Genomic DNA, 17189 nt, shown 5'->3' with positions numbered 1-17189 from the left:
ACGAAGCGGGCGTATCCTGCGCCCTCCGCGAATCTTTCGGCCGAGCATGGAAAGCCAACTGCCCAAGGTGTCGCCGCCGCGGAGGCTCGCGCTGCGCTTCATCTCCGGCAAATACCAGGGCGGAGAGTTCCTCCTCGAGGACAAGAAGGAGATCATCGTCGGTCGCTCGAGCGACCTCGACATGGTCCTCGTGGAGGACATGGTCTCGCGCAAGCACGCGCGCATCGCGGTCGGCGATCCGATCACGATCGAGGACCTCGGCTCGACGAACGGCACCTTCGTCAACGGCGAGCGCATCAAGCGCGCGACGCTCAAGGAAGGGGATCGTGTCCTCATCGGCACGAACATCCTGAAGGTCGTCATCGCCGAGGTCTCGTCGCCCGGGATCCGTCTGCCCAAGCGCAGCGAGCTGCCGCCCTCGGGCCGCTCGCCGACGCGCAGCATGTCCGGCGCGATCGACGAGATCCCGCTGCCCGATCTCCTGCAGCTCCTCGGTTCGTCGAAGAAGACGGGCCTGCTCGTGATCCGCACCGACGACGAGGTCGGCAAGATCCACCTCTCGAAGGGGACGATCATCCACGCGTCGCTCGACGACAGCGCGGATCTGCCGCCGCTCAAGGCCGCGTATCGCATCCTCTCGTGGGGGAGCGGCACGTTCGACTTCGAGCCGCCCGACGAGGTCCTGCCGAAGGATCCGGTCGACGTGTCCGTGCAGGAGCTCCTGATGGAAGGGCTCCGTCAGCTCGACGAGCACAACGCCATCAAGCACAAGCTGCCCGGGAAAAACGCGCAGCTCTCGGTCGCGCTCCCGCTGAAGCCGCTCATCCGCGATCTCTCGCCGATGGAGCTCGACGTGCTGCAGGCCGTGTGGAACCACGCGGAGATGCACGTGGTCATGGACAAGAGCCCCGCGAGTGATCTCGACACGGGGCGCACGCTCCTGAAGCTGATCTCGTCGGGCTACGTGCGCGTCGAGTAACGCGGAGGATCCACGACCGCGGCGCGCACCGCCTCGGCCAGCGAGGAGACATGATCGTCCTCGAAGCCGAGCGCCGCGAGCGTCTCCGCGAGGCGCAGCACGTACTCCACGTTCGTTCCGCTCGGGCCGCGCGCTTCGAGCACGTCGGCGACCATCGCCTCGAACGGCGCAGGGCCGAGGTGCCACGGGTTTCCGGGGCGCGCGATCCAGGTGATCGCCTCGATCGTCGTGGCTTCCTCGTGAAGCTCCGCGCGGACCGCGACGCGGTCGTAGCCGCCCTGCTCGCGTTCATCGAGCGCGGCGAGGATCACGTCCGCCTCCGCGGGCGCGAGTGCGTACACGAGCCCGCCCACGTGGGCGCCGGGCGCGGGGACGAGCGTCGCCACGCGGCCGAGCCGCTCGGGTGTGCCGCGATGATCGGGCGAGCCTTGTTCGAGTCGTCGCGACAAACCCGCGACGCGCGCGGCCTTCGCCTCGACGTACGGAAACCCTGGCCGCCAGAGCAGCGACCCGTAGCCGAAGATCCACACGCTCACGGCGCTGCTTTTTTCCGGCCGAGCCCCACGAGGAAGACCTCGGAGCTCACGCTGCGCGTGCCTTCGGGCCGGATCACGCGCACCTCGTCGTAGAGCGAGCGCAGCCTCTCGCGCGCCTTCTGGAACTCTTCGCTCATGAACAGCTTGCCGACGAAGGCGCTGCCGGGCGCGCCGAGCGCCTCGGCCACCGAGACCGCGCGATCGAAGAGCTCGTAGCTCCGCCACTGATCGGAGGCCTTGCTGCCCGTGGTCGCGGGCGCCATGTCGCTCAGCACCACGTCGTACGGGGCGAACTGCGCGAGGGCCTCGTTCGCGAGCGAGAGCGCGTCGCCTCGCACGACCGTCACGTTGGGGCCGAAGGCTTGCCGGATCTCCGAGAGATCCACGGCGAGCAGGTGCCCCTTCGAGCCGATCTTCTGCGCGGCGTACATGGACCACGACCCGGGAGCGGCGCCTAGATCAAGGACGCGCTGCCCGGGTCGCAGGAGACGTACCCGGCGATCGATCTCCTCGAGCTTGAAGACACTCCGCGCCGGAAACCCTTGTGCCTTCGCCGCTTTGGTGAAGGTGTCGGGTTTCCGGTACGGGTTTTTGCCCTTCGCGCTCACGAGGAGATGGCGATCAGGCCTTCTTGCCGCCGTTCTTCTTCTTCACGGCGCCGCGGACGAGGACGATGCCGTTCCGCGCGCCCGGGACCGCGCCCTCGATGAGGACGAGGTCCTCCTCGGGGATGAGCTTCGCGATCTTCAGGTTGAGCGCGCTCACGGTCTCGGCGCCGTAGTGACCGGGCATCTTGAGGCCGGGCAGGGTGCGGCCGGGGGTCATGTTCGTACCGATCGAGCCGCCGTGACGGCGATACTCGTGCGTACCGTGCGTCTGCACGGCGCCGGCGAAGTTCCAGCGGCGCACGACGCCGGTGAAGCCGCGGCCGCGGGACGTGCCCTGCGCGTCGACGATCTGGCCGACCTCGAAGACCTGATCGACGCCGATCTTCTGGCCGATCTCGAACTTCGCGGCGTCCTCGGCCGACACGCGCAGCTCGCGCACGACGCGCTTCGGCGTCTGCTGGCTCTTGCGGTACGCGCCGAGCAAGGGCTTCTTCGTGTGCTTCTCCTTGCGCTCGCCGAGGCCGACGATGAGGGCGCTGTAGCCGTCCTTCTCCACCGTCCGCTTGCCGATCACGACGCCGCCCGCCTGCACCACGCTGCAGCGGAGGACCTCGCCCTTTTCGTCGAAGATCTGGGTCATCCCGATCTTCTTGCCGAGGATGCCAAGGTTCTTGTTCATCTCGATGCCTTTATCCGCGCTTCTTCTGGGTTCGTCCGGCTGTGTTCGCGATTGTCGCGAGCCCCTCATCGCATCTTTCGCCTGCTCGGCGAAGGCCGGTTCGAAGCGCAGAAACCGGGGTGAACGAGCACCAGGCGAGTCGGGGGGCGGGGAGTCTACCCAGGAAGGTCCAAAGGGAAAGGTTTTTTGTTGGCAAACCCCGCCGGCCGGAACATGGACGGTGGGGTGAACGAGCAAGCACCGGCCAAGGTGAAGGACCCGGTGTGCGGGATGATGGTGACGCCCGGGGCGGCCAAGGGCGGTCATCACGAGCACGCAGGCACGACGTACTGGTTCTGCAACCCACGTTGCCGGGAGAAATTCGCAGCAGATCCGGAGAAATACCTCACGCCGAAGGCGGAAGAACAGCCCCCCGCGCCCGCGAAGGTGAAGGACCCGGTGTGCGGGATGATGGTGACGCCCGGGGCGGCCAAGGGCGGTCATCACGAGCACGCAGGCACGACGTACTGGTTCTGCAACCCACGTTGCCGGGACAAGTTCGCCGCCGAGCCCGAGAAGTTCCTCGCGCCGAAGGTCGAAGCGAAGCCTGAAACGCCCGCAGCGAAGGCCGAGGAGAAAGCCCCGGCGCCGGGCGCCGCGCTCCCGGTGGGCACGATCTACACCTGCCCGATGGATCCCGAGGTCCGGCAGGACAAACCGGGATCCTGCCCGATCTGCGGCATGGCGCTCGAGCCGATGGCGATCCTGACCGCGGAGGAGCCGCCGAACCCCGAGCTCGAGAGCATGACGCGGCGGCTCTGGATCTCGGCCGCGCTCTCGCTGCCGCTGCTCGTCCTCGCGATGGCGCCGATGCTGATGCCCGGGTGGCGCTGGTCGCACGTTCTGCCGTATCAGCGCTGGATCGAGCTGGCGCTCGCGACGCCCGTGGTCCTCTGGGGCGGATGGCCGTTCTTCGAGCGCGGGTGGACCTCGCTCGTGACCCGGCGCTTCAACATGTTCACGCTGATCGCGATCGGCACGGGGACGGCCTACGTCTACAGCGTCGCGGCCACGATCGCGCCTTCGATGTTCCCCGCGTCGTTCCGCGCGCACGGCGGCGAGGTGCCCGTCTACTTCGAGGCCGCGGCGGTGATCGTCACGCTCGTTCTGGTCGGTCAGGTCCTCGAGCTTCGCGCGCGCAGTCGCACCTCGGGCGCGATCCGCGCGCTGCTCGGCCTCGCCCCGAGAAGCGCGCGGCGGCTCGGCGACGGCGTCGAGGAGGACGTGCCGATCGAGGTCGTCGCCGTGGGCGATCGGCTGCGCGTGCGGCCGGGCGAGCGTGTCCCCGTCGACGGCGTGGTGCTCGAAGGCAAGAGCTCCGTCGACGAGTCCATGGTCACGGGCGAGCCGATCCCGGTGGAAAAAGATGTCGGCGATCACGTGACGGGCGGGACGGTGAACGGCGCAGGCGGCTTCGTGATGCGCGCCGAGCGCGTGGGGCAGGGGACCTTGCTCGCGCAGATCGTGCGGATGGTGGGCGAGGCGCAGCGGACGCGCGCGCCGATCCAGCGCCTCGCCGACGTCGTGAGCGCGTGGTTCGTCCCGACCGTCGTGCTCACGGCCGCCGTCACGTTCGTGGTGTGGGCGCTCGTCGGCCCGGAGCCGCGCCTCGCGTACGCGCTGCTCAACGCGGTCGCGGTGCTCATCATCGCTTGCCCCTGCGCGCTCGGCCTCGCGACGCCGATGTCGATCATGGTGGGCACGGGGCGCGGCGCGTCGGCGGGCGTGCTCGTCAAGAATGCGGAGGCGCTCGAAGCGCTGGAGCGCGTGGACACGCTCGTCGTGGACAAGACGGGCACGCTCACCGAGGGCAAACCCGCCGTGGCCTCGATCGTGCCTCTCGACGGCGCGGACGAGGCGAGCGTGCTCCGCGTCGCGGCGAGCCTCGAGCGCGGCAGCGAGCACCCGCTCGCCTCGGCGATCCTTGCGGCTGCAAAGGAACGAGGCCTCGACCTCGCGGCCGTCACGAGCTTCCGATCGCTCACGGGCCGCGGCGTGACGGGCGTCGTCGAGGGCGAGCCGGCCGCGCTCGGAAACGCGCGATTGCTCGAAGAGCTCTCGATCGAGAGCGCTGCGGCTCTCGCGCGCGCCGAGGCGCTCCGCGCGCGTGGACAAACCGTGGTGTTCGTGACGCGCGGCGGGCGCATCCTCGGGCTCGTGGGCGTGGCCGATCCGATCAAAGGCTCGGCAAAAGAGGCGCTCGCCGCGCTACGGGAAGAGGGCCTCATGATCGTCATGCTCACGGGCGACAGTCGCACGACGGCGGAGGCCGTCGCGCGCGAGCTCGGCATCACGGACGTCGAAGCCGAGGTCCTTCCCGATCAGAAGAGCGCGGTCGTCGAGCGCCTCACGAAGAACGGCAAGGTCGTGGCCATGGCCGGCGACGGCGTGAACGACGCGCCAGCCCTCGCGCGCGCCGCCGTCGGCATCGCGATGGGCACGGGCACCGACGTCGCGATGGAGAGCGCGGGCGTCACGCTCGTGCGCGGCGATCTGCGCGGCATCGTGCGGGCGCGGCGCCTCTCGCGGGCGACGATGAAGAACATCCGCCAGAACCTCTTCTTCGCCTTCGTCTACAACGGCCTCGGTGTGCCGCTCGCGGCCGGCGTCCTCTACCCCTTCTTCGGCCTCCTCCTGAGCCCCATGATCGCGAGCGCCGCCATGAGCCTGAGCAGCGTCTCGGTCATCACGAACGCGCTCCGGCTGCGCACCACGCGCCTCTGACGCAAAGCGTCGGTCGCTCGGTTGGGGGTTTGGGGGCTACGCTCGGCTCTGCCGCGCGTGGCCCCCAAGCGTCGAAAGGGCGGAAAAGCCGCGGGTGGGCCGAGCCGGGAAAGCCGAGGCCGTCCTGGAAAGAGGGCGAGCTTGCATCGCCGGTTGGGCTGCGCCAACCCCCTCCCGTACGGCAATCGGGGTGCTACGCTCTTCGAGGGGCGACGCGCCTGCCGCCGGGAGGTTCGATGGCAAGCGAGCGCAATCGCAACGGAGCCGCGAGCCCGAGGGATACGACGAGGACGCGCGTGTCCCCGCGGGAGGGCGCGCCGCGCACGCGCGGGATGCCCTTGTCGCACCACGCCGACGGAAGGTGGGGCGGACCTGGAAAAGGCGCGCGTTCGTTCACGGCGATCACCCCGGGCGCAGGTGCGACGAAGGCCGCCTCCCGGGACGGAGCCTTGCCGCTCTTGCTCGTCGCGCTCGTCGTGCTCGCGGTCGCGCAGAACATCGTGCTCCGCGTGGCCGTGCCGCTCGTGCTCGTGACGGCGGCGATCGCGCTTTACGTGCGTGGATCACGCAGGCGTTCGAGTAGCGAGGCCGCGTCGCGCGGCATCTGCGTCGACGGCCACGGGCTCTTCTTCCAGCCGGAGAGCGGGCCGCCGCAGAACGTCGTGCCCCTCGGCGAGCCCTTCGGCATGACGCTCGTGACCAGCGCGAAGCGGGATCGGATGGTCGCCGTGTGGAGCTCGCCGGAAGGCCTCTTCTACGTGGGATCGACCTTCGAAGGCACGGCGCGCCGCGCGCTCGGGACGCTCTTCGATCGCGCGTTCACCGCGGTCGGCGACGACGCCGCACTCGAGGCCCTCGGCCCCGACGGCGCGCCGCTCGAGCTCTTGCCCTCCGACTTCGCGACGCTCGTGTTCGCCGTCGAGGAGCTCGATCCCTCGTGCGTCGAGCGCCTCGTCCTCTCGGACGCGCGGGGCGCGCCGCTCACGCTCGACGGCCGCGAGCTCGTGGTGGGCGAGCGCCGCTTCGACCTCACCGCGCCGCTCGAGTGGCGACCCTTCGTCTTCCAGGAGGCCTTCGGTCAGGCCGTCGCCGTGTATCAGGGCACGTCGATCCGGCAGGGCGGGAGCGAGGCCGTGCTGGTCGCGCTCTTGCCCTCCATCCTGCCTTACGAGTTCGGCGAGGAGAGCGATCTCGATCGCACCCTCCTGCGGGATCTGCGCCTGATGCAGGCGCCGCCCGAGGAGCCGCCGCCCCGCGATGCGCGGGTCGCGATCGATCGGCTCTTCGTCTTGCCGGTGCGATCGGCCCTCGACAGGGCCCCGCGTGCCTCGCAGCAGCCGTCGCGGGCGCGCGCGTAGTCGAAGCGAAATTTTGCCGCCAAACCATTGTTTTCGCCGCCGCTTGACGCGGCACGTCGCTCACGGCTACACCCGGCCGACGCTAGAACGCGCCGGCGACATCGGCGCATCGCTGCCCGGAGGCACCATGGCCGTCGACATCCAGAAGCTCTTCAACGAAGAAGTCCCCTCGAAGATCGCCAAGAACCCCGACGGGGCGAAGGCGATCGGCGGCAAGTACCAGTTCAACATCACGGGCGAGGGCGGCGGCGAGTGGTTCCTCGACCTGACGGCCCCGAGCGCCCAGCCGGGCAGCCCCGGCGGCGCCGAGCTGACCATCACGATCTCGTCGGAGGACTTCCAGAAGCTCTACGAGAACCCGCAGGCGAACGGCATGCCGCTCTACTTCGCCGGCAAGCTCAAGGCGGTGGGCAACCAGATGCTCGCGATGAAGCTGAACAAGCTCTTCGAGCTCTGATCGATCCCGAGCCCGGGAAGAGGCCGGCGCGTGCTCGGATCCGTCCGAGGGCCGCCGGCCTTCGTTCATCCGTCGTCATTTCGTTTTGACCTCAAAGGAGACGCATGCGCCCCCTCGTCGGCAAACGGATCCTGGACCTCTCGCGGCTCTTGCCCGGTCCCTTCGCGACGCTCGTGCTCGCCGACCTCGGCGCCACCGTCGACAAGATCGAGGACCTCGCCGGCGGTGATTACCTCCGGCACATGCCGCCCGCGATCGCCGGCGAGTCCGCGGCGTTCCAGCTCTTGAACCGCGGCAAACGCAGCGCGCTGCTCGACCTCAAGCGACCCGAAGGACGCGCGGCGTTCGAGCGACTCGTCGGCTCGTACGACGTGCTCTTCGAGCAGTTTCGCCCGGGCGTGCTCGATCGCCTCGGCCTCGGGCACGACGTGCTGCGCGGGAAATTCCCCAAGCTCGTCATCTGCGCGCTCACCGGATACGGCCAGGATGGGCCGCTCAAGCATCGCGCCGGGCATGACATCGACTATCTCGCGCGCGGCGGCCTGCTCGGCTCGCAAGGCCCCGAGGATGGCCCGCCGCAGCCGCCCGGCTTCCAGCTCGCCGACGTGAGCGGCGGCATGTGGTCCGTCATCGCGATCCTCGCCGCGCTCGCCGAGCGGGATCGCACGGGCGAGGGGCGCGTGCTCGACGTCTCGATGACCGACGGCATCCTCGGCTTCGCCACGGCCACGATCGGCGCCGCCCTCGCGGGCGAGACGCGCCCCCGGGGCGGCGACACGCTCGTCGGCGGCATCGCGCCCTACGGCACGTACTTCTCGAAGGATGGCCACGCCTTCGCGCTCGGCGCGCTGGAGCCGAAGTTCTGGATGTCGTTCTGCGCCGCGGCTGGGATCGAGCCGCGCATGGAGGCGCTCCTGCCGGGGCCGCACCAGGCCGAGATCAAGGCCACGGTGCGAAACGCCTTCGCCCAGAAGACGCGCGACGAGTGGATCGCGATCGCGGCGAGCCACGATTGCTGCCTCGAGCCGGTGGTGCGCCCGAACGAGCTCCGCGACGATCCGCTCATGAAGGCGCGCGAGCTCTTCTTCGACATCCCGAGCTCGCGCGGAGACATCCCGCAGATCCGGCTCCCGGTCACGCCGAAGGGCGTCGCCTTCGCCCCGCCGCCGCGCTCGGGCGAGCACACGCGCGTGGTCTTCCGCGAAGCCGGCTTCTCCGACGCGGACATCGACGAACTCGCCCGCGCCGGCGTCATCCGCGAAGGCGAGAGCAGCTAACCTTGCATCGACCGCACCGCGGTCGATGCACCAGCGGTCCAGGGCTGCGCCCTGGTTCGGGTCCAGGGGCGAAGAGCCCCTGGTCGGGCCCGGGGTGAAACCCCGGCGAAACGCCGTGAAAAACCCCCTCAGATCTTCTTGAGCTCGTCAACGAACTCCCAGTCGGCGACGAGCCCCTTGCGCAGGAGCACGGACAACAGCGCGGCCGCGATGGCCTCCCATCGCAGGGTCGGCCCGAGGATCTGGTTCGCGTCCGCGCCGTGACAAACCGCGCGCAGCGCCGCCACGAGATCCCGCGCCGTGAGCCCGGCGCGATCGTCCTCGGCCCCCAGCGTCGACGGCGGCAGCTCCTCCTCCGACAGCCCCCCGGCCGGCTGTGCGAGCGTCGGCACGCGTTGCTTCTGCTTGCGCGGCGCGGGCAGCGAGATCGTCGTGCCGTCGAGCAGTGTCAGCGAGATCATGCGCGGCGCGCGGCCTCGCGGCTCGGGGATCGTGTCCACCGGCTGTGAGCTCGGCGGCAGGGCGCCCTCGTCGAGCGTCGGCGGCTGCGGCTCGTCCACGATTTCGAGCACCCGCCGCAGCCGCTCCGAGGGCGGCGGCAGGGGCCGCGCTTCCACGATCGACACGCGCGTCTTCGCGGCGACCTCTTCGAGCTGCGGCGACTGCGCGCCCGGATCCGGCAGCGTCGGCGGCGGCGGCACGTCGGGCGCCGAGGGCATCTTGCCGCGCGCCGGCGGCGGGAGCGCGGCCGCCTCGGCGAGCGTGACGGCGTCCTGCGTGGTCGGCGGAGGCGGCGTCCTCGGCGCGCTGCGCGCCGCGCTCGGCTGCGGCTTCAGCGGCGAGCGCTCGGGCTCCGAACCTGGGAGCTCCAACGAGCTCACCGTGACCTCCGCGACCTCGACCGCTGGCCCTTCCGCCGGCGCCGGCGCCGCGAACGGCACGGCCGGCGTCTCCACGATCCCGAGGCTCGCATCCGCCGCGGCTTCGGGCCTCGTGCCGTCGGGCGTCGTGTCGCGCTCCACGATCGGCGCGCCCTCGGCGGGCGACGGCTGCGCGGGCGGCGCGCTGGGCTGCACGTCGTAGTAGACGCGGATCGCGTTCCGGATGTCGCTCGGCGGCGCGATCATCGCCTTCACCGGCAGCCCCGAGTGCTCGCCGCACGCGCGCAGGCCCTCCTCGTTCGAGGGATCGTCCATCGCGACGTAGAGCGTCTGCCCCTGCCCACGCACGTGGCGCACGTAGATCGGCACCACGCAGAAGCGCTCGGCCACGTGGTGCGGCACGAGGTTCAAGAGTTGCCGCGAGAACTCGATGTGCAGCAGCGAGACCCAGGGGACGCTCAGTTGATGCGAGAGGATCTGTGTGAGCTGGGTCTCGTTGATGTACCCTCGTTCCACCAGCAACGTGCCGAGGCGTCGCCCGTCGGTTTTCTGGAGCGCGAGGACCTCGTCGAGGTCTTGCTGCGAGAGCAGCCCTGCATCGACGAGGAGCTGACCGAGACGGAGGCGCGGCGTTGGCATCGGCCCGCAGGTTAGCCGATCGCAGAGCGGACCTACCAGTTGTTGGGGGGCGGCGCTCGCTTGACAGAACCGGCCCAATCTCGGCCCCGACCGTGGTACCTTGCGGCGCGTGTCGGATGTCCTTTGCCCTCAGTGCGCCACTGCGTGCGATCCGGCACACCGCTTTTGTCATGTGTGCGGCTTTCCGATCTCGGAGCTGCAAGCACGCGCCGACGATCCGCTGCTCGGCACGACGCTGCCCGGCGGCTACGTCATCCTCGAGCTCATCGGGGTGGGCGGCATGGGGCGCGTCTATCGCGCCGAGCAGAAGGCGCTCGGCCGCACGGTCGCGGTCAAGATCATCCACCCGCACCTGCTCGGCGACGAGAGCGCGTCGGTTCGTTTCATCACCGAGGCGCGCGCGGCGAGCCGGCTGAACCATCCGAACATCGTCAGCGTCTTCGACTTCGGAAAGAGCGGAAACCAGCTCTACCTCGTGATGGAGTTCCTGCGCGGTCGGGATCTCGCGCGGGTCGACTACGAAGAGGGGCCGCTCCCGTTTCGCCGCATCGTCGAGGTCATGTGCCAGGTCCTCGCGGGCCTCGCGGAAGCGCACCACCTCGGGATCATCCACCGCGATCTGAAGCCCGAGAACGTGGTCCTCGAGCCGATGCGCACGGGCGGCGACTTCGTGAAGGTCGTCGATTTCGGCCTGGCGAAGATGCGCGAGGTGCCGAGCACCCACATCACGAGCCCCGGCATCGTCTGCGGCACCCCCGACTACATGTCGCCCGAGCAGGGCCGCGGCGACCCGATCGACGGCCGCAGCGATCTCTACACGTGCGGCGTGCTGCTCTTCCAGCTCCTCACGGGACGACTGCCGTTCGAGTCCGAGTCGCCCACGCAGGTCGTGCTGATGCACCTCACGGTGCCCCCGCCGAACCCGCTCGACGTCGCGCCGGCGCGCAACATCCCGCTTCCGCTCGTCGACGTGACCTTGCGCGCGATGGAGAAGGAAGTCAGCCGCCGCTACCAGACGGCCGACGAGTTCACGATCGCGCTGCGCGCCGCCGCGACGATGCTCGATCGTGGAGCGCCGCCCTCGGTCGACGAGCCCGGGGTGGCCTGCGGGTCGTGCGGCACGATCGCGCCGCGCAACCAGAAGTTCTGCGGCGAGTGCGGCGCGCGGATCTCCCTCCAGCCGCCCATGAGCCAGCCCCGGCGCATCGCGCCGCCCGTCTCCGCGGGCCCGCCGCCGCGCGTGCGCATGTCGAGCTTGCCCGAGCTGCCGCTTCCGTTCGTCGGCCGCGAGCGCGACCTCGAGTGGCTCGACAGCTTCCGCTTCGACGTCGATCGCTCACTCGCGACCGCGCGCGTCGTCGGGGAGGGCGGCACGGGCAAGACGCGCCTGCTCCAGGAGTTCATCCATCTCGCCTCCGTGGCCGGCGATTTCGTCGTGCTCACGCGTCCCGATCCGTGGGGCGCCGACGTCGGCTACCACGTGCTGCGTGAGTCGATCGTGGCGCTCGCGTCGCTGCCGCCGGGCGGCGGAGAGCCGCACGAGTGGCGTGGCGCGACGCCCGAGGCGCGCGCCGGCCTCATGGCCATCTTCGGCAAGAAGGATCGCAGCGCGCCGCACCCGAGCGTGCACATGTGGTCGAAGCCCCCCGCGGGCATCGTGCAGCCGGACGATCGTCGCTTCACCGCGGCCGAGGCCCTGCGCTGGGCGATCATGCGCGCGCACGAGAGCAACGAAGGGCGCCTCGTCCTGCTCGCGATCGACGATCTACACGCCGTCGACGGCGCCAGTCGCAGCGCCTTCGCCGACGTCGTCGCCGAGCCGCCGATCCACCCGCTGCTCGTCGTCTCGACGCACCTGCCCGGCTTCGATCCGGGCTGGGCCGGCGCCACGCGTGTGCTCGAAGGGCTCCCGCTCGACCTCGTCTCGCAGATGGTGAGTCAGCCCATGGCCGCGACCCTCGGCCAGGGCGGCGGGCGCTCGATCTCGCCGCTCTACCTCGACCAGTTTCTGCGCTTCTCCTCCGAGGGCGGCACGAACCCGCCCGCGCGCCTCGGCGATCTCGTGGCCCAGCGCATCGAGCGCCTCCCGCCGGAAGCGCGCCGCGTGCTCCAGGCCGTCTCCGTGCTCGGCGACGACGCGCAGATGGAGGACATCGAGCGGCTTTTGCCCTCGGATCGCAACACCGTCACGCTGCTCGCCGTCCTCCGCGCGTCGGGCATGATCGAGCAGGAGCTCGGTGGCTTCCGCGCGGCGCACCCGCTCCTCCGCGAGATCGCGCTCGCCACGACGCCTGTCGCCGTCCGCCGCGACCTCCACGCGCGCGCGCTCGTGGGCCGCGACGGCGACCCGCTCCCCTTGCCGCTCGAGGTCCGCGCGCTCCACGCCTACCACGCGCAGGACACCTTCGAGGCGCTCATGCTCCTCGAACAGGTCGCCGATCGTGCGGGCGAGCGTGGTGACCGCGCGGGGGCCATCCTCGCGCTCCGCCGCGGCCTCGACCTCGCGCGCCGCGAGCTCTTCCGGGGCGAGCTCGACGAGCCCGAGAAGGCCGTGATCATCTTCAGCCGCAAGCTCGGCGAGGCGCTCGCGCGCGCCTCCGCGCTCACCGACGCCGACGGCGTCCTGCGCGAAGCGCTCGATCTTGCCGCGGGTGGCATCGAGCGCGCGCGCCTGCTCGCGGCGCTCGCCTTCGTCGCGCACGAGCGCGGGCGCGCGAAGGAGTCGCTCGCCTTCCTGCAGCAGTCGCTCGACCTCGCGCGAACCCTCGGGTCGAGTGAGCTCATGTCCTCCCTCGAGCGCATGCGCGCCGAATGGAACGCGGGGTGAACGAGCGACGCGTGGTCCCCGAGGGCCCCGCGCCCGGAACCTCCGCGCCGCGCGGCGTGTCTCGCCCCTTCGTCGCGCGCTGGGACCTCGACAAGACTTACCTGCGCACCGACTTCGACACGGTGCGTGACCTCGTCCGCACCGCGATCGAGCGTCCCGATCAGAAGCGCACGGTCCCCGGCGCGGCGGCGCTCCTCCGCGAGCTCGGCCGCGCGGACGTGGAGATCCACATCCTCTCCGGCAGCCCCGAGCAGCTCCGCTCGCGCATCGAGCAGAAGCTCCGCCTCGACGGCGCGCGCTGGGCCTCGCTCACGCTCAAGCCGAACCTGCAGAACATCCTGCGCCTGCGCTTCCGCGCGCTGCGTGGCCAGCTCGGCTACAAGCTGCCGGCGCTCCTTCGTCGCCGTTGCGAGCTCGGCTCCGTGCGCGACGAAAACGGCGATCTCGTGCGGGAGGTCCTGCTCGGCGACGACGCAGAGGCAGACGCGTTCGTTTACTCGCTCTACGCCGACGTGTGCGAGGGCAAGGTGAAGCCCGACGAGCTCGTCGACATCATGCGCGCGGGCGGCGCGTACGAGGACACGATCCTCGATGCGGTCCGCTTCGCCGGTTACGTCGAGAAAGGCCCTGTCGTCGAGCGCATCCTGATCCACCTCGATCGGCAGTCATCGCCGTCGGACTTCCGCCTCTACGGCGCGCGCGTCGTCCCGTTCTACAACTACCTGCAGGCTGCCTTCGTCTTGCACGAGGACGGCCGCATCCCGGATCGCGCCGTGCTCCGCGTCGCGCAGGACCTCGTCGCGTCCCACAACTTCGACGGCGCCGCGCTCGGCCGGAGCTACCTCGACCTCTCGCGCCGCGGCCACGTCTCCGGCCGCGGTATCCCCGCGATCGCCGAGGCCTACCGCGAGCTCACGCAGGGCCGCGCCGCGTCTGCGAGCGAGCTCGGCGCGATGGTGCAGAGCCTCGAGCACATGCTCCCCGACCTGCGCCCGCCCGTCTCGCGCTCGGAGAAGGCGCTCGATTACCGCGCGATGGTCACCGTGCACAACCCGAGGACGCGACGTTAGACGCGTCCTCGGCCACGCGCTCCTGCTTCAAACCCAGGCGTTGTTCAGGATCTCGCCCACGCCGCCTGCGCCGGGGACGATGTACTGCACCTCGTTGAGCCCGCGCTCTTCCTCGCTCGTGCCGGGCTCCGTGCGCAGCACGGCCGGCGGCGAGAGCCCGCGATCGAGCCGGTAGGCGTACACCGCGAGATCCGGATGCTCCGCGTGCACGCGCCGGATGTACTCGGGCGTCACGATCAGGTGCATCGCGATGAGCTTCGCCGGCGTCCCTTCCAGCGAGTTCTTGTAATACGAGACCGCGCTGACCATCGACGAGCCCGTCGCGCCCATCGGATCGGGGAACAGCACGTAACGATCGCCCACGTCACGCCCGATCTTCGCGTCGTGCCACGTCGCGCCGACGACCTCGCCCTGGGCGTTCGTCTGCCGGCTCATGAACAGGTGGTCTTGCCGTACGAGGTTCGGGTCGAGCACCTCGTTCATCAGGTCGAAGACCACCTGCGACGGCATCGTCCCGGCCCGGGCGATGCCCACCGTCACGGCCTTGGTGGTCCTGGAGAGCGCGGTGCCGCGGTAGACGGCCTGCGGGTGCGAGACGGCCATGCGGGTAGGGACGTCCACGCGGGCGCGGGGGAACTCCGTGGCCAGGACGATGCGGGCGAGCCCTTCGTAGAGCATGCGGACCAGGCGTCCCATGTCCGGCTGGCCCGTGTCCGGCGAGCAAGCTCGGGTCAAAAGGGTCCAGGCGAACGGGTCGTCGATCAGATGGACCCCCGGCCCGTAACGATGGGGAATCTCGGCAGCCCGGTACCGGCTCTCGGCGTAGGCGGTGTCGACCATCATTTTTCTGTTACACTACCTGGCCCCGTGCGGGGTATTCCTACGCGCGCCGGTGGTTCCGGCGTATGGGTTCGGCACGGCGGGCGTGGCTCTGGTCTTCCCAGGCGTTCGGACGTGTGCGAGACCCGCGAGACGGAGGATGGGTTCGGTGGACAGCGACCTGGCCGACTCGGTTGCGGCGCTCAAGGAAATCTTCGCCAAGCGGGGCATCCCGGTGAGCTTCGGCAAGGCGGATCCTGCGGCGATCGATGAGCTACGCAAGACCTTCAGGATCCCTGCGCGATATCGCGCCTTCATCACCGCGGCCGATCCGACGGACGTCGAGACCGTGACCCCGGTCGAGCGGGTGCGACTCTTCCCGTCGTACAAGCTCGCCGACGAGCAGACGCTCGGGGGCAAGCCCGCGGCAGAGATCCCGAACTGGCGCAAGAACTGGGTGATCATCGGCCGCAGCGCGCTGCTCGGTGATCCCTACTTCCTGGACACGAGCAAGCTCGACGCCGAGGGGGACTGCCCCATCTTCACGTGCATGCTCGGCACCGACACGATCAAGCCCGTGCTTTGCGCGTCGAGCTTCCAGCAGTTCCTGCGGATCCTCGCGACGAGCATGGAGGTCGCGACGGGCTTCGGCAGCGGCGTGCTCGACGACGAGGACGAGGCGACCTTCCGTGAGGCGCTCGCGCCGAAGATCAAGACGATCGACTCGGCTGCGCTGCGCGCTGGTCACTGGACCTAGAACATCGTTCCGAACGATGTCCTGGGTGCCCGCGAGGGGTCGTTCTTCCGGGAACGATCCCTCCGTCCGGTGAAAAAGCCGCGGGAGTAGGCCCCGATCGGGCCTATGTGCCGAAAAAAGATCGTGGTACGGCACGAGCTTCGGCTGCGATCCCCTTGATTCGCAGCGCGCTCGCTGTCGCATGATCCCCATTCACATCGACGGAACCGACACGTTCGCCGCGAGCCTCGGCCGCCTCGTGGCGCGCGGCGCCGATGATCTCGGCGCGGTCGAGCAAGACGTCCGCGCGATCGTGTCGGCCGTCCGCGCCGAGGGAGACGAAGCGGTCCTCCGTTACGTCGAGCGGTTCGAGCGCCGCCGCCCCGAATCGCTTTTGATCCGTACGTTCGACGGCGCCGCCGCGCTCGCGCGCCTCGAGCCGGATCTCCGCGCCGCGCTCGAGCTCGCGGCCGATCGCATCCGCCGCTACCACGAGCATCAGCGCGAGACCGGCTTTCGTTACGAGGAAGACGGCGTCGTGCTCGGCATGCGCGTGCGCCCGCTCGCGCGGGTCGGCGTGTATGCGCCCGGCGGCAAGGCTCGGTATCCCTCGAGCGTGCTCATGTCGGCGATCCCCGCGCGTGTCGCTGGTGTGCGTGACATCGTCCTCGCCACGCCCGCGCCCGATGATCGCCTCCTCGCGGCCGCGCACCTCTCCGGCGTCACGAGCATCCTCGACGCGGGCGGCGCGCAGGCGATCGCCGCGCTCGCGTACGGCACGGCGAGCTTGCCGCGCGTCGACAAGATCGTCGGCCCCGGAAACATCTACGTCGCTTGCGCGAAGAAGCTCGTCTACGGCGACGTCGACATCGACGGCATCGCGGGGCCGAGCGAGATCGTCGCGCTCGCCGACGACACGGCCGATCCCGTCATCGTCGCCGCGGATCTCCTCTCGCAGGCCGAGCACGACGAGGCTGCGTGGTGTGTCCTCGTCACGACCTCCCGCGCGCTCGCCGAAGCTGTCGTCGCCGAGCTCGGACCGCAGCTCGCGGCGCTCTCGCGCGACTCGATCGCGGGCGAAGCGATGCGCACGCGCGGCGTCGCGCTCGTCGTCCCGACCCTCGCGCGCCTCGCGGAGATCGCCTCGCTCGTCGCCGGCGAGCACGTCGCGTATCACGTCGCCGAGCCCGAGGCGCTCTTCGACGCCGTCGAGGGCGGAGGCGCCGCGCTGCTCGGCGGCATGACGCCGGTCGCGGCGGGTGACTACCTCGCGGGTCCTTCGCACGTCCTGCCGACGGGCGGGGCTGCGCGCTTCGGCTCTCCGCTCGGCGTCTACGACTTCGTCGTGCGGGCGAGCATCATTCGTTACGGCGCGCCTGCGCTGCTCCGTCATGGGCCCCACATCGCGAACTTCGCGCGTGCGGAGGGCCTCGACGCGCACGCGCGCGCGGTCGAGCTGCGGATGTCGCAACACACGCGCCTCGGGGGGCGGGGGGAGGGCGAGAGTTAGCGATCGTCGTGTCAGAGCTTTAACGGGGATCCGGGCGGGGCCCCGAGCTT

14 protein-coding genes are annotated in these 17189 nt (G+C 70.3%); 9 read left to right on the top strand and 5 right to left on the bottom strand.

What is annotated here, in order from left to right:
- The first annotated feature begins 46 nt into the window (after positions 1–46).
- Positions 47–979, top strand: coding sequence for a DUF4388 domain-containing protein (locus QHF83_RS08590; RefSeq protein ID WP_282417278.1), 933 nt, complete (start codon positions 47–49; stop codon positions 977–979).
- On the opposite strand, the gene QHF83_RS08585 is transcribed toward QHF83_RS08590, so the two are convergent.
- Genes QHF83_RS08585 through rplC form a run of 3 tightly spaced genes read right to left on the bottom strand, consistent with a single transcriptional unit; the run spans position 961 to position 2802 of the window.
- The gene (locus tag QHF83_RS08585; RefSeq protein ID WP_282417277.1) at positions 961–1515 is read right to left on the bottom strand and encodes a gamma-glutamylcyclotransferase; all 555 of its coding nucleotides are present in this window, start codon (positions 1513–1515) and stop codon (positions 961–963) included. The two genes, QHF83_RS08590 and QHF83_RS08585, sit on opposite strands and share 19 nt — an antisense overlap.
- A complete protein-coding gene (locus QHF83_RS08580; protein WP_282417276.1) occupies positions 1512–2123 on the bottom strand; it encodes an RlmE family RNA methyltransferase in 612 nt (203 codons plus the stop codon). Before QHF83_RS08580 ends, QHF83_RS08585 begins: the two co-directional genes overlap by 4 nt.
- A gap of 13 nt (positions 2124–2136) precedes the next feature.
- A complete protein-coding gene (gene rplC / locus QHF83_RS08575) occupies positions 2137–2802 on the bottom strand; it encodes a 50S ribosomal protein L3 (RefSeq protein WP_282417275.1) in 666 nt (221 codons plus the stop codon).
- A 225-nt stretch (positions 2803–3027) separates the two neighbouring features.
- Here rplC and QHF83_RS08570 point away from each other — a divergent pair, with 225 nt between their 5' ends.
- The 4 genes from QHF83_RS08570 to QHF83_RS08555 all read left to right on the top strand — a co-directional run bounded on the left by QHF83_RS08570 (position 3028) and on the right by QHF83_RS08555 (position 8657).
- Positions 3028–5565, top strand: a complete 2538-nt coding sequence (locus QHF83_RS08570) for a heavy metal translocating P-type ATPase (protein ID WP_282417274.1) — start codon at positions 3028–3030, stop codon at positions 5563–5565.
- A 296-nt stretch (positions 5566–5861) separates the two neighbouring features.
- A complete protein-coding gene (locus QHF83_RS08565) occupies positions 5862–6923 on the top strand; it encodes an IMP dehydrogenase (RefSeq protein WP_282417273.1) in 1062 nt (353 codons plus the stop codon).
- Between the two features lie 127 nt (positions 6924–7050).
- The gene (locus tag QHF83_RS08560; RefSeq protein WP_282417272.1) at positions 7051–7380 is read left to right on the top strand and encodes an SCP2 sterol-binding domain-containing protein; all 330 of its coding nucleotides are present in this window, start codon (positions 7051–7053) and stop codon (positions 7378–7380) included.
- A gap of 104 nt (positions 7381–7484) precedes the next feature.
- Positions 7485–8657 carry a CaiB/BaiF CoA-transferase family protein gene (locus QHF83_RS08555; protein WP_282417271.1) on the top strand — a complete coding sequence of 391 codons (1173 nt, stop codon included), beginning with the start codon at positions 7485–7487 and terminating at the stop codon, positions 8655–8657.
- 128 nt (positions 8658–8785) lie between these two features.
- On the opposite strand, the gene QHF83_RS08550 is transcribed toward QHF83_RS08555, so the two are convergent.
- Positions 8786–10177 (bottom strand): hypothetical protein, encoded by a 1392-nt coding sequence (locus QHF83_RS08550; protein ID WP_282417270.1) that lies wholly within the window; start codon positions 10175–10177, stop codon positions 8786–8788.
- A gap of 172 nt (positions 10178–10349) precedes the next feature.
- On the opposite strand from QHF83_RS08550, the gene QHF83_RS08545 reads away from it, so the two are divergent.
- Positions 10350–13004: a protein kinase gene (locus tag QHF83_RS08545; protein ID WP_282417269.1), complete on the top strand. Its 2655-nt coding sequence runs from the start codon at positions 10350–10352 to the stop codon at positions 13002–13004.
- A complete protein-coding gene (locus QHF83_RS08540) occupies positions 13001–14074 on the top strand; it encodes a hypothetical protein (protein WP_282417268.1) in 1074 nt (357 codons plus the stop codon). The genes QHF83_RS08545 and QHF83_RS08540 overlap by 4 nt, the downstream gene beginning before the upstream one ends.
- 27 nt (positions 14075–14101) lie before the next feature.
- Here QHF83_RS08540 and QHF83_RS08535 read toward each other — a convergent pair whose 3' ends face one another.
- A complete protein-coding gene (locus tag QHF83_RS08535; protein ID WP_282417267.1) occupies positions 14102–14914 on the bottom strand; it encodes a uracil phosphoribosyltransferase in 813 nt (270 codons plus the stop codon).
- A gap of 148 nt (positions 14915–15062) precedes the next feature.
- Here QHF83_RS08535 and QHF83_RS08530 point away from each other — a divergent pair, with 148 nt between their 5' ends.
- Both QHF83_RS08530 and hisD read left to right on the top strand, forming a co-directional pair.
- Entirely contained in the window at positions 15063–15650 is a 588-nt protein-coding gene (locus QHF83_RS08530) for an SMI1/KNR4 family protein (protein WP_282417266.1), read from the top strand.
- Between the two features lie 181 nt (positions 15651–15831).
- On the top strand, positions 15832–17139 hold the full coding sequence (gene hisD, locus QHF83_RS08525; RefSeq protein WP_282417265.1) for a histidinol dehydrogenase: 1308 nt from the start codon (positions 15832–15834) through the stop codon (positions 17137–17139).
- Positions 17140–17189 lie beyond the last annotated feature (50 nt).

The organism is Polyangium sp. 15x6 (genome assembly GCF_029960785.1).
Lineage (GTDB): Bacteria > Myxococcota_A > Polyangia > Polyangiales > Polyangiaceae > Polyangium.
Note: the sequence above shows the minus strand (reverse complement) of the source record. Positions and strands in the feature narration are given on the sequence as shown.

Excerpts from the sequence above, each read along its gene's own strand:
- QHF83_RS08590 (WP_282417278.1), top strand. The coding sequence starts at position 47 with ATGGAAAGCCAACTGCCCAAGGTGTCGCCGCCGCGGAGGCTCGCGCTG.
- rplC (WP_282417275.1), bottom strand. The coding sequence starts at position 2,802 with ATGAACAAGAACCTTGGCATCCTCGGCAAGAAGATCGGGATGACCCAG.
- QHF83_RS08560 (WP_282417272.1), top strand. The coding sequence starts at position 7,051 with ATGGCCGTCGACATCCAGAAGCTCTTCAACGAAGAAGTCCCCTCGAAG.
- QHF83_RS08555 (WP_282417271.1), top strand. The coding sequence starts at position 7,485 with ATGCGCCCCCTCGTCGGCAAACGGATCCTGGACCTCTCGCGGCTCTTG.
- QHF83_RS08550 (WP_282417270.1), bottom strand. The coding sequence starts at position 10,177 with ATGCCAACGCCGCGCCTCCGTCTCGGTCAGCTCCTCGTCGATGCAGGG.
- QHF83_RS08535 (WP_282417267.1), bottom strand. The coding sequence starts at position 14,914 with ATGGTCGACACCGCCTACGCCGAGAGCCGGTACCGGGCTGCCGAGATT.
- hisD (WP_282417265.1), top strand. The coding sequence starts at position 15,832 with ATGATCCCCATTCACATCGACGGAACCGACACGTTCGCCGCGAGCCTC.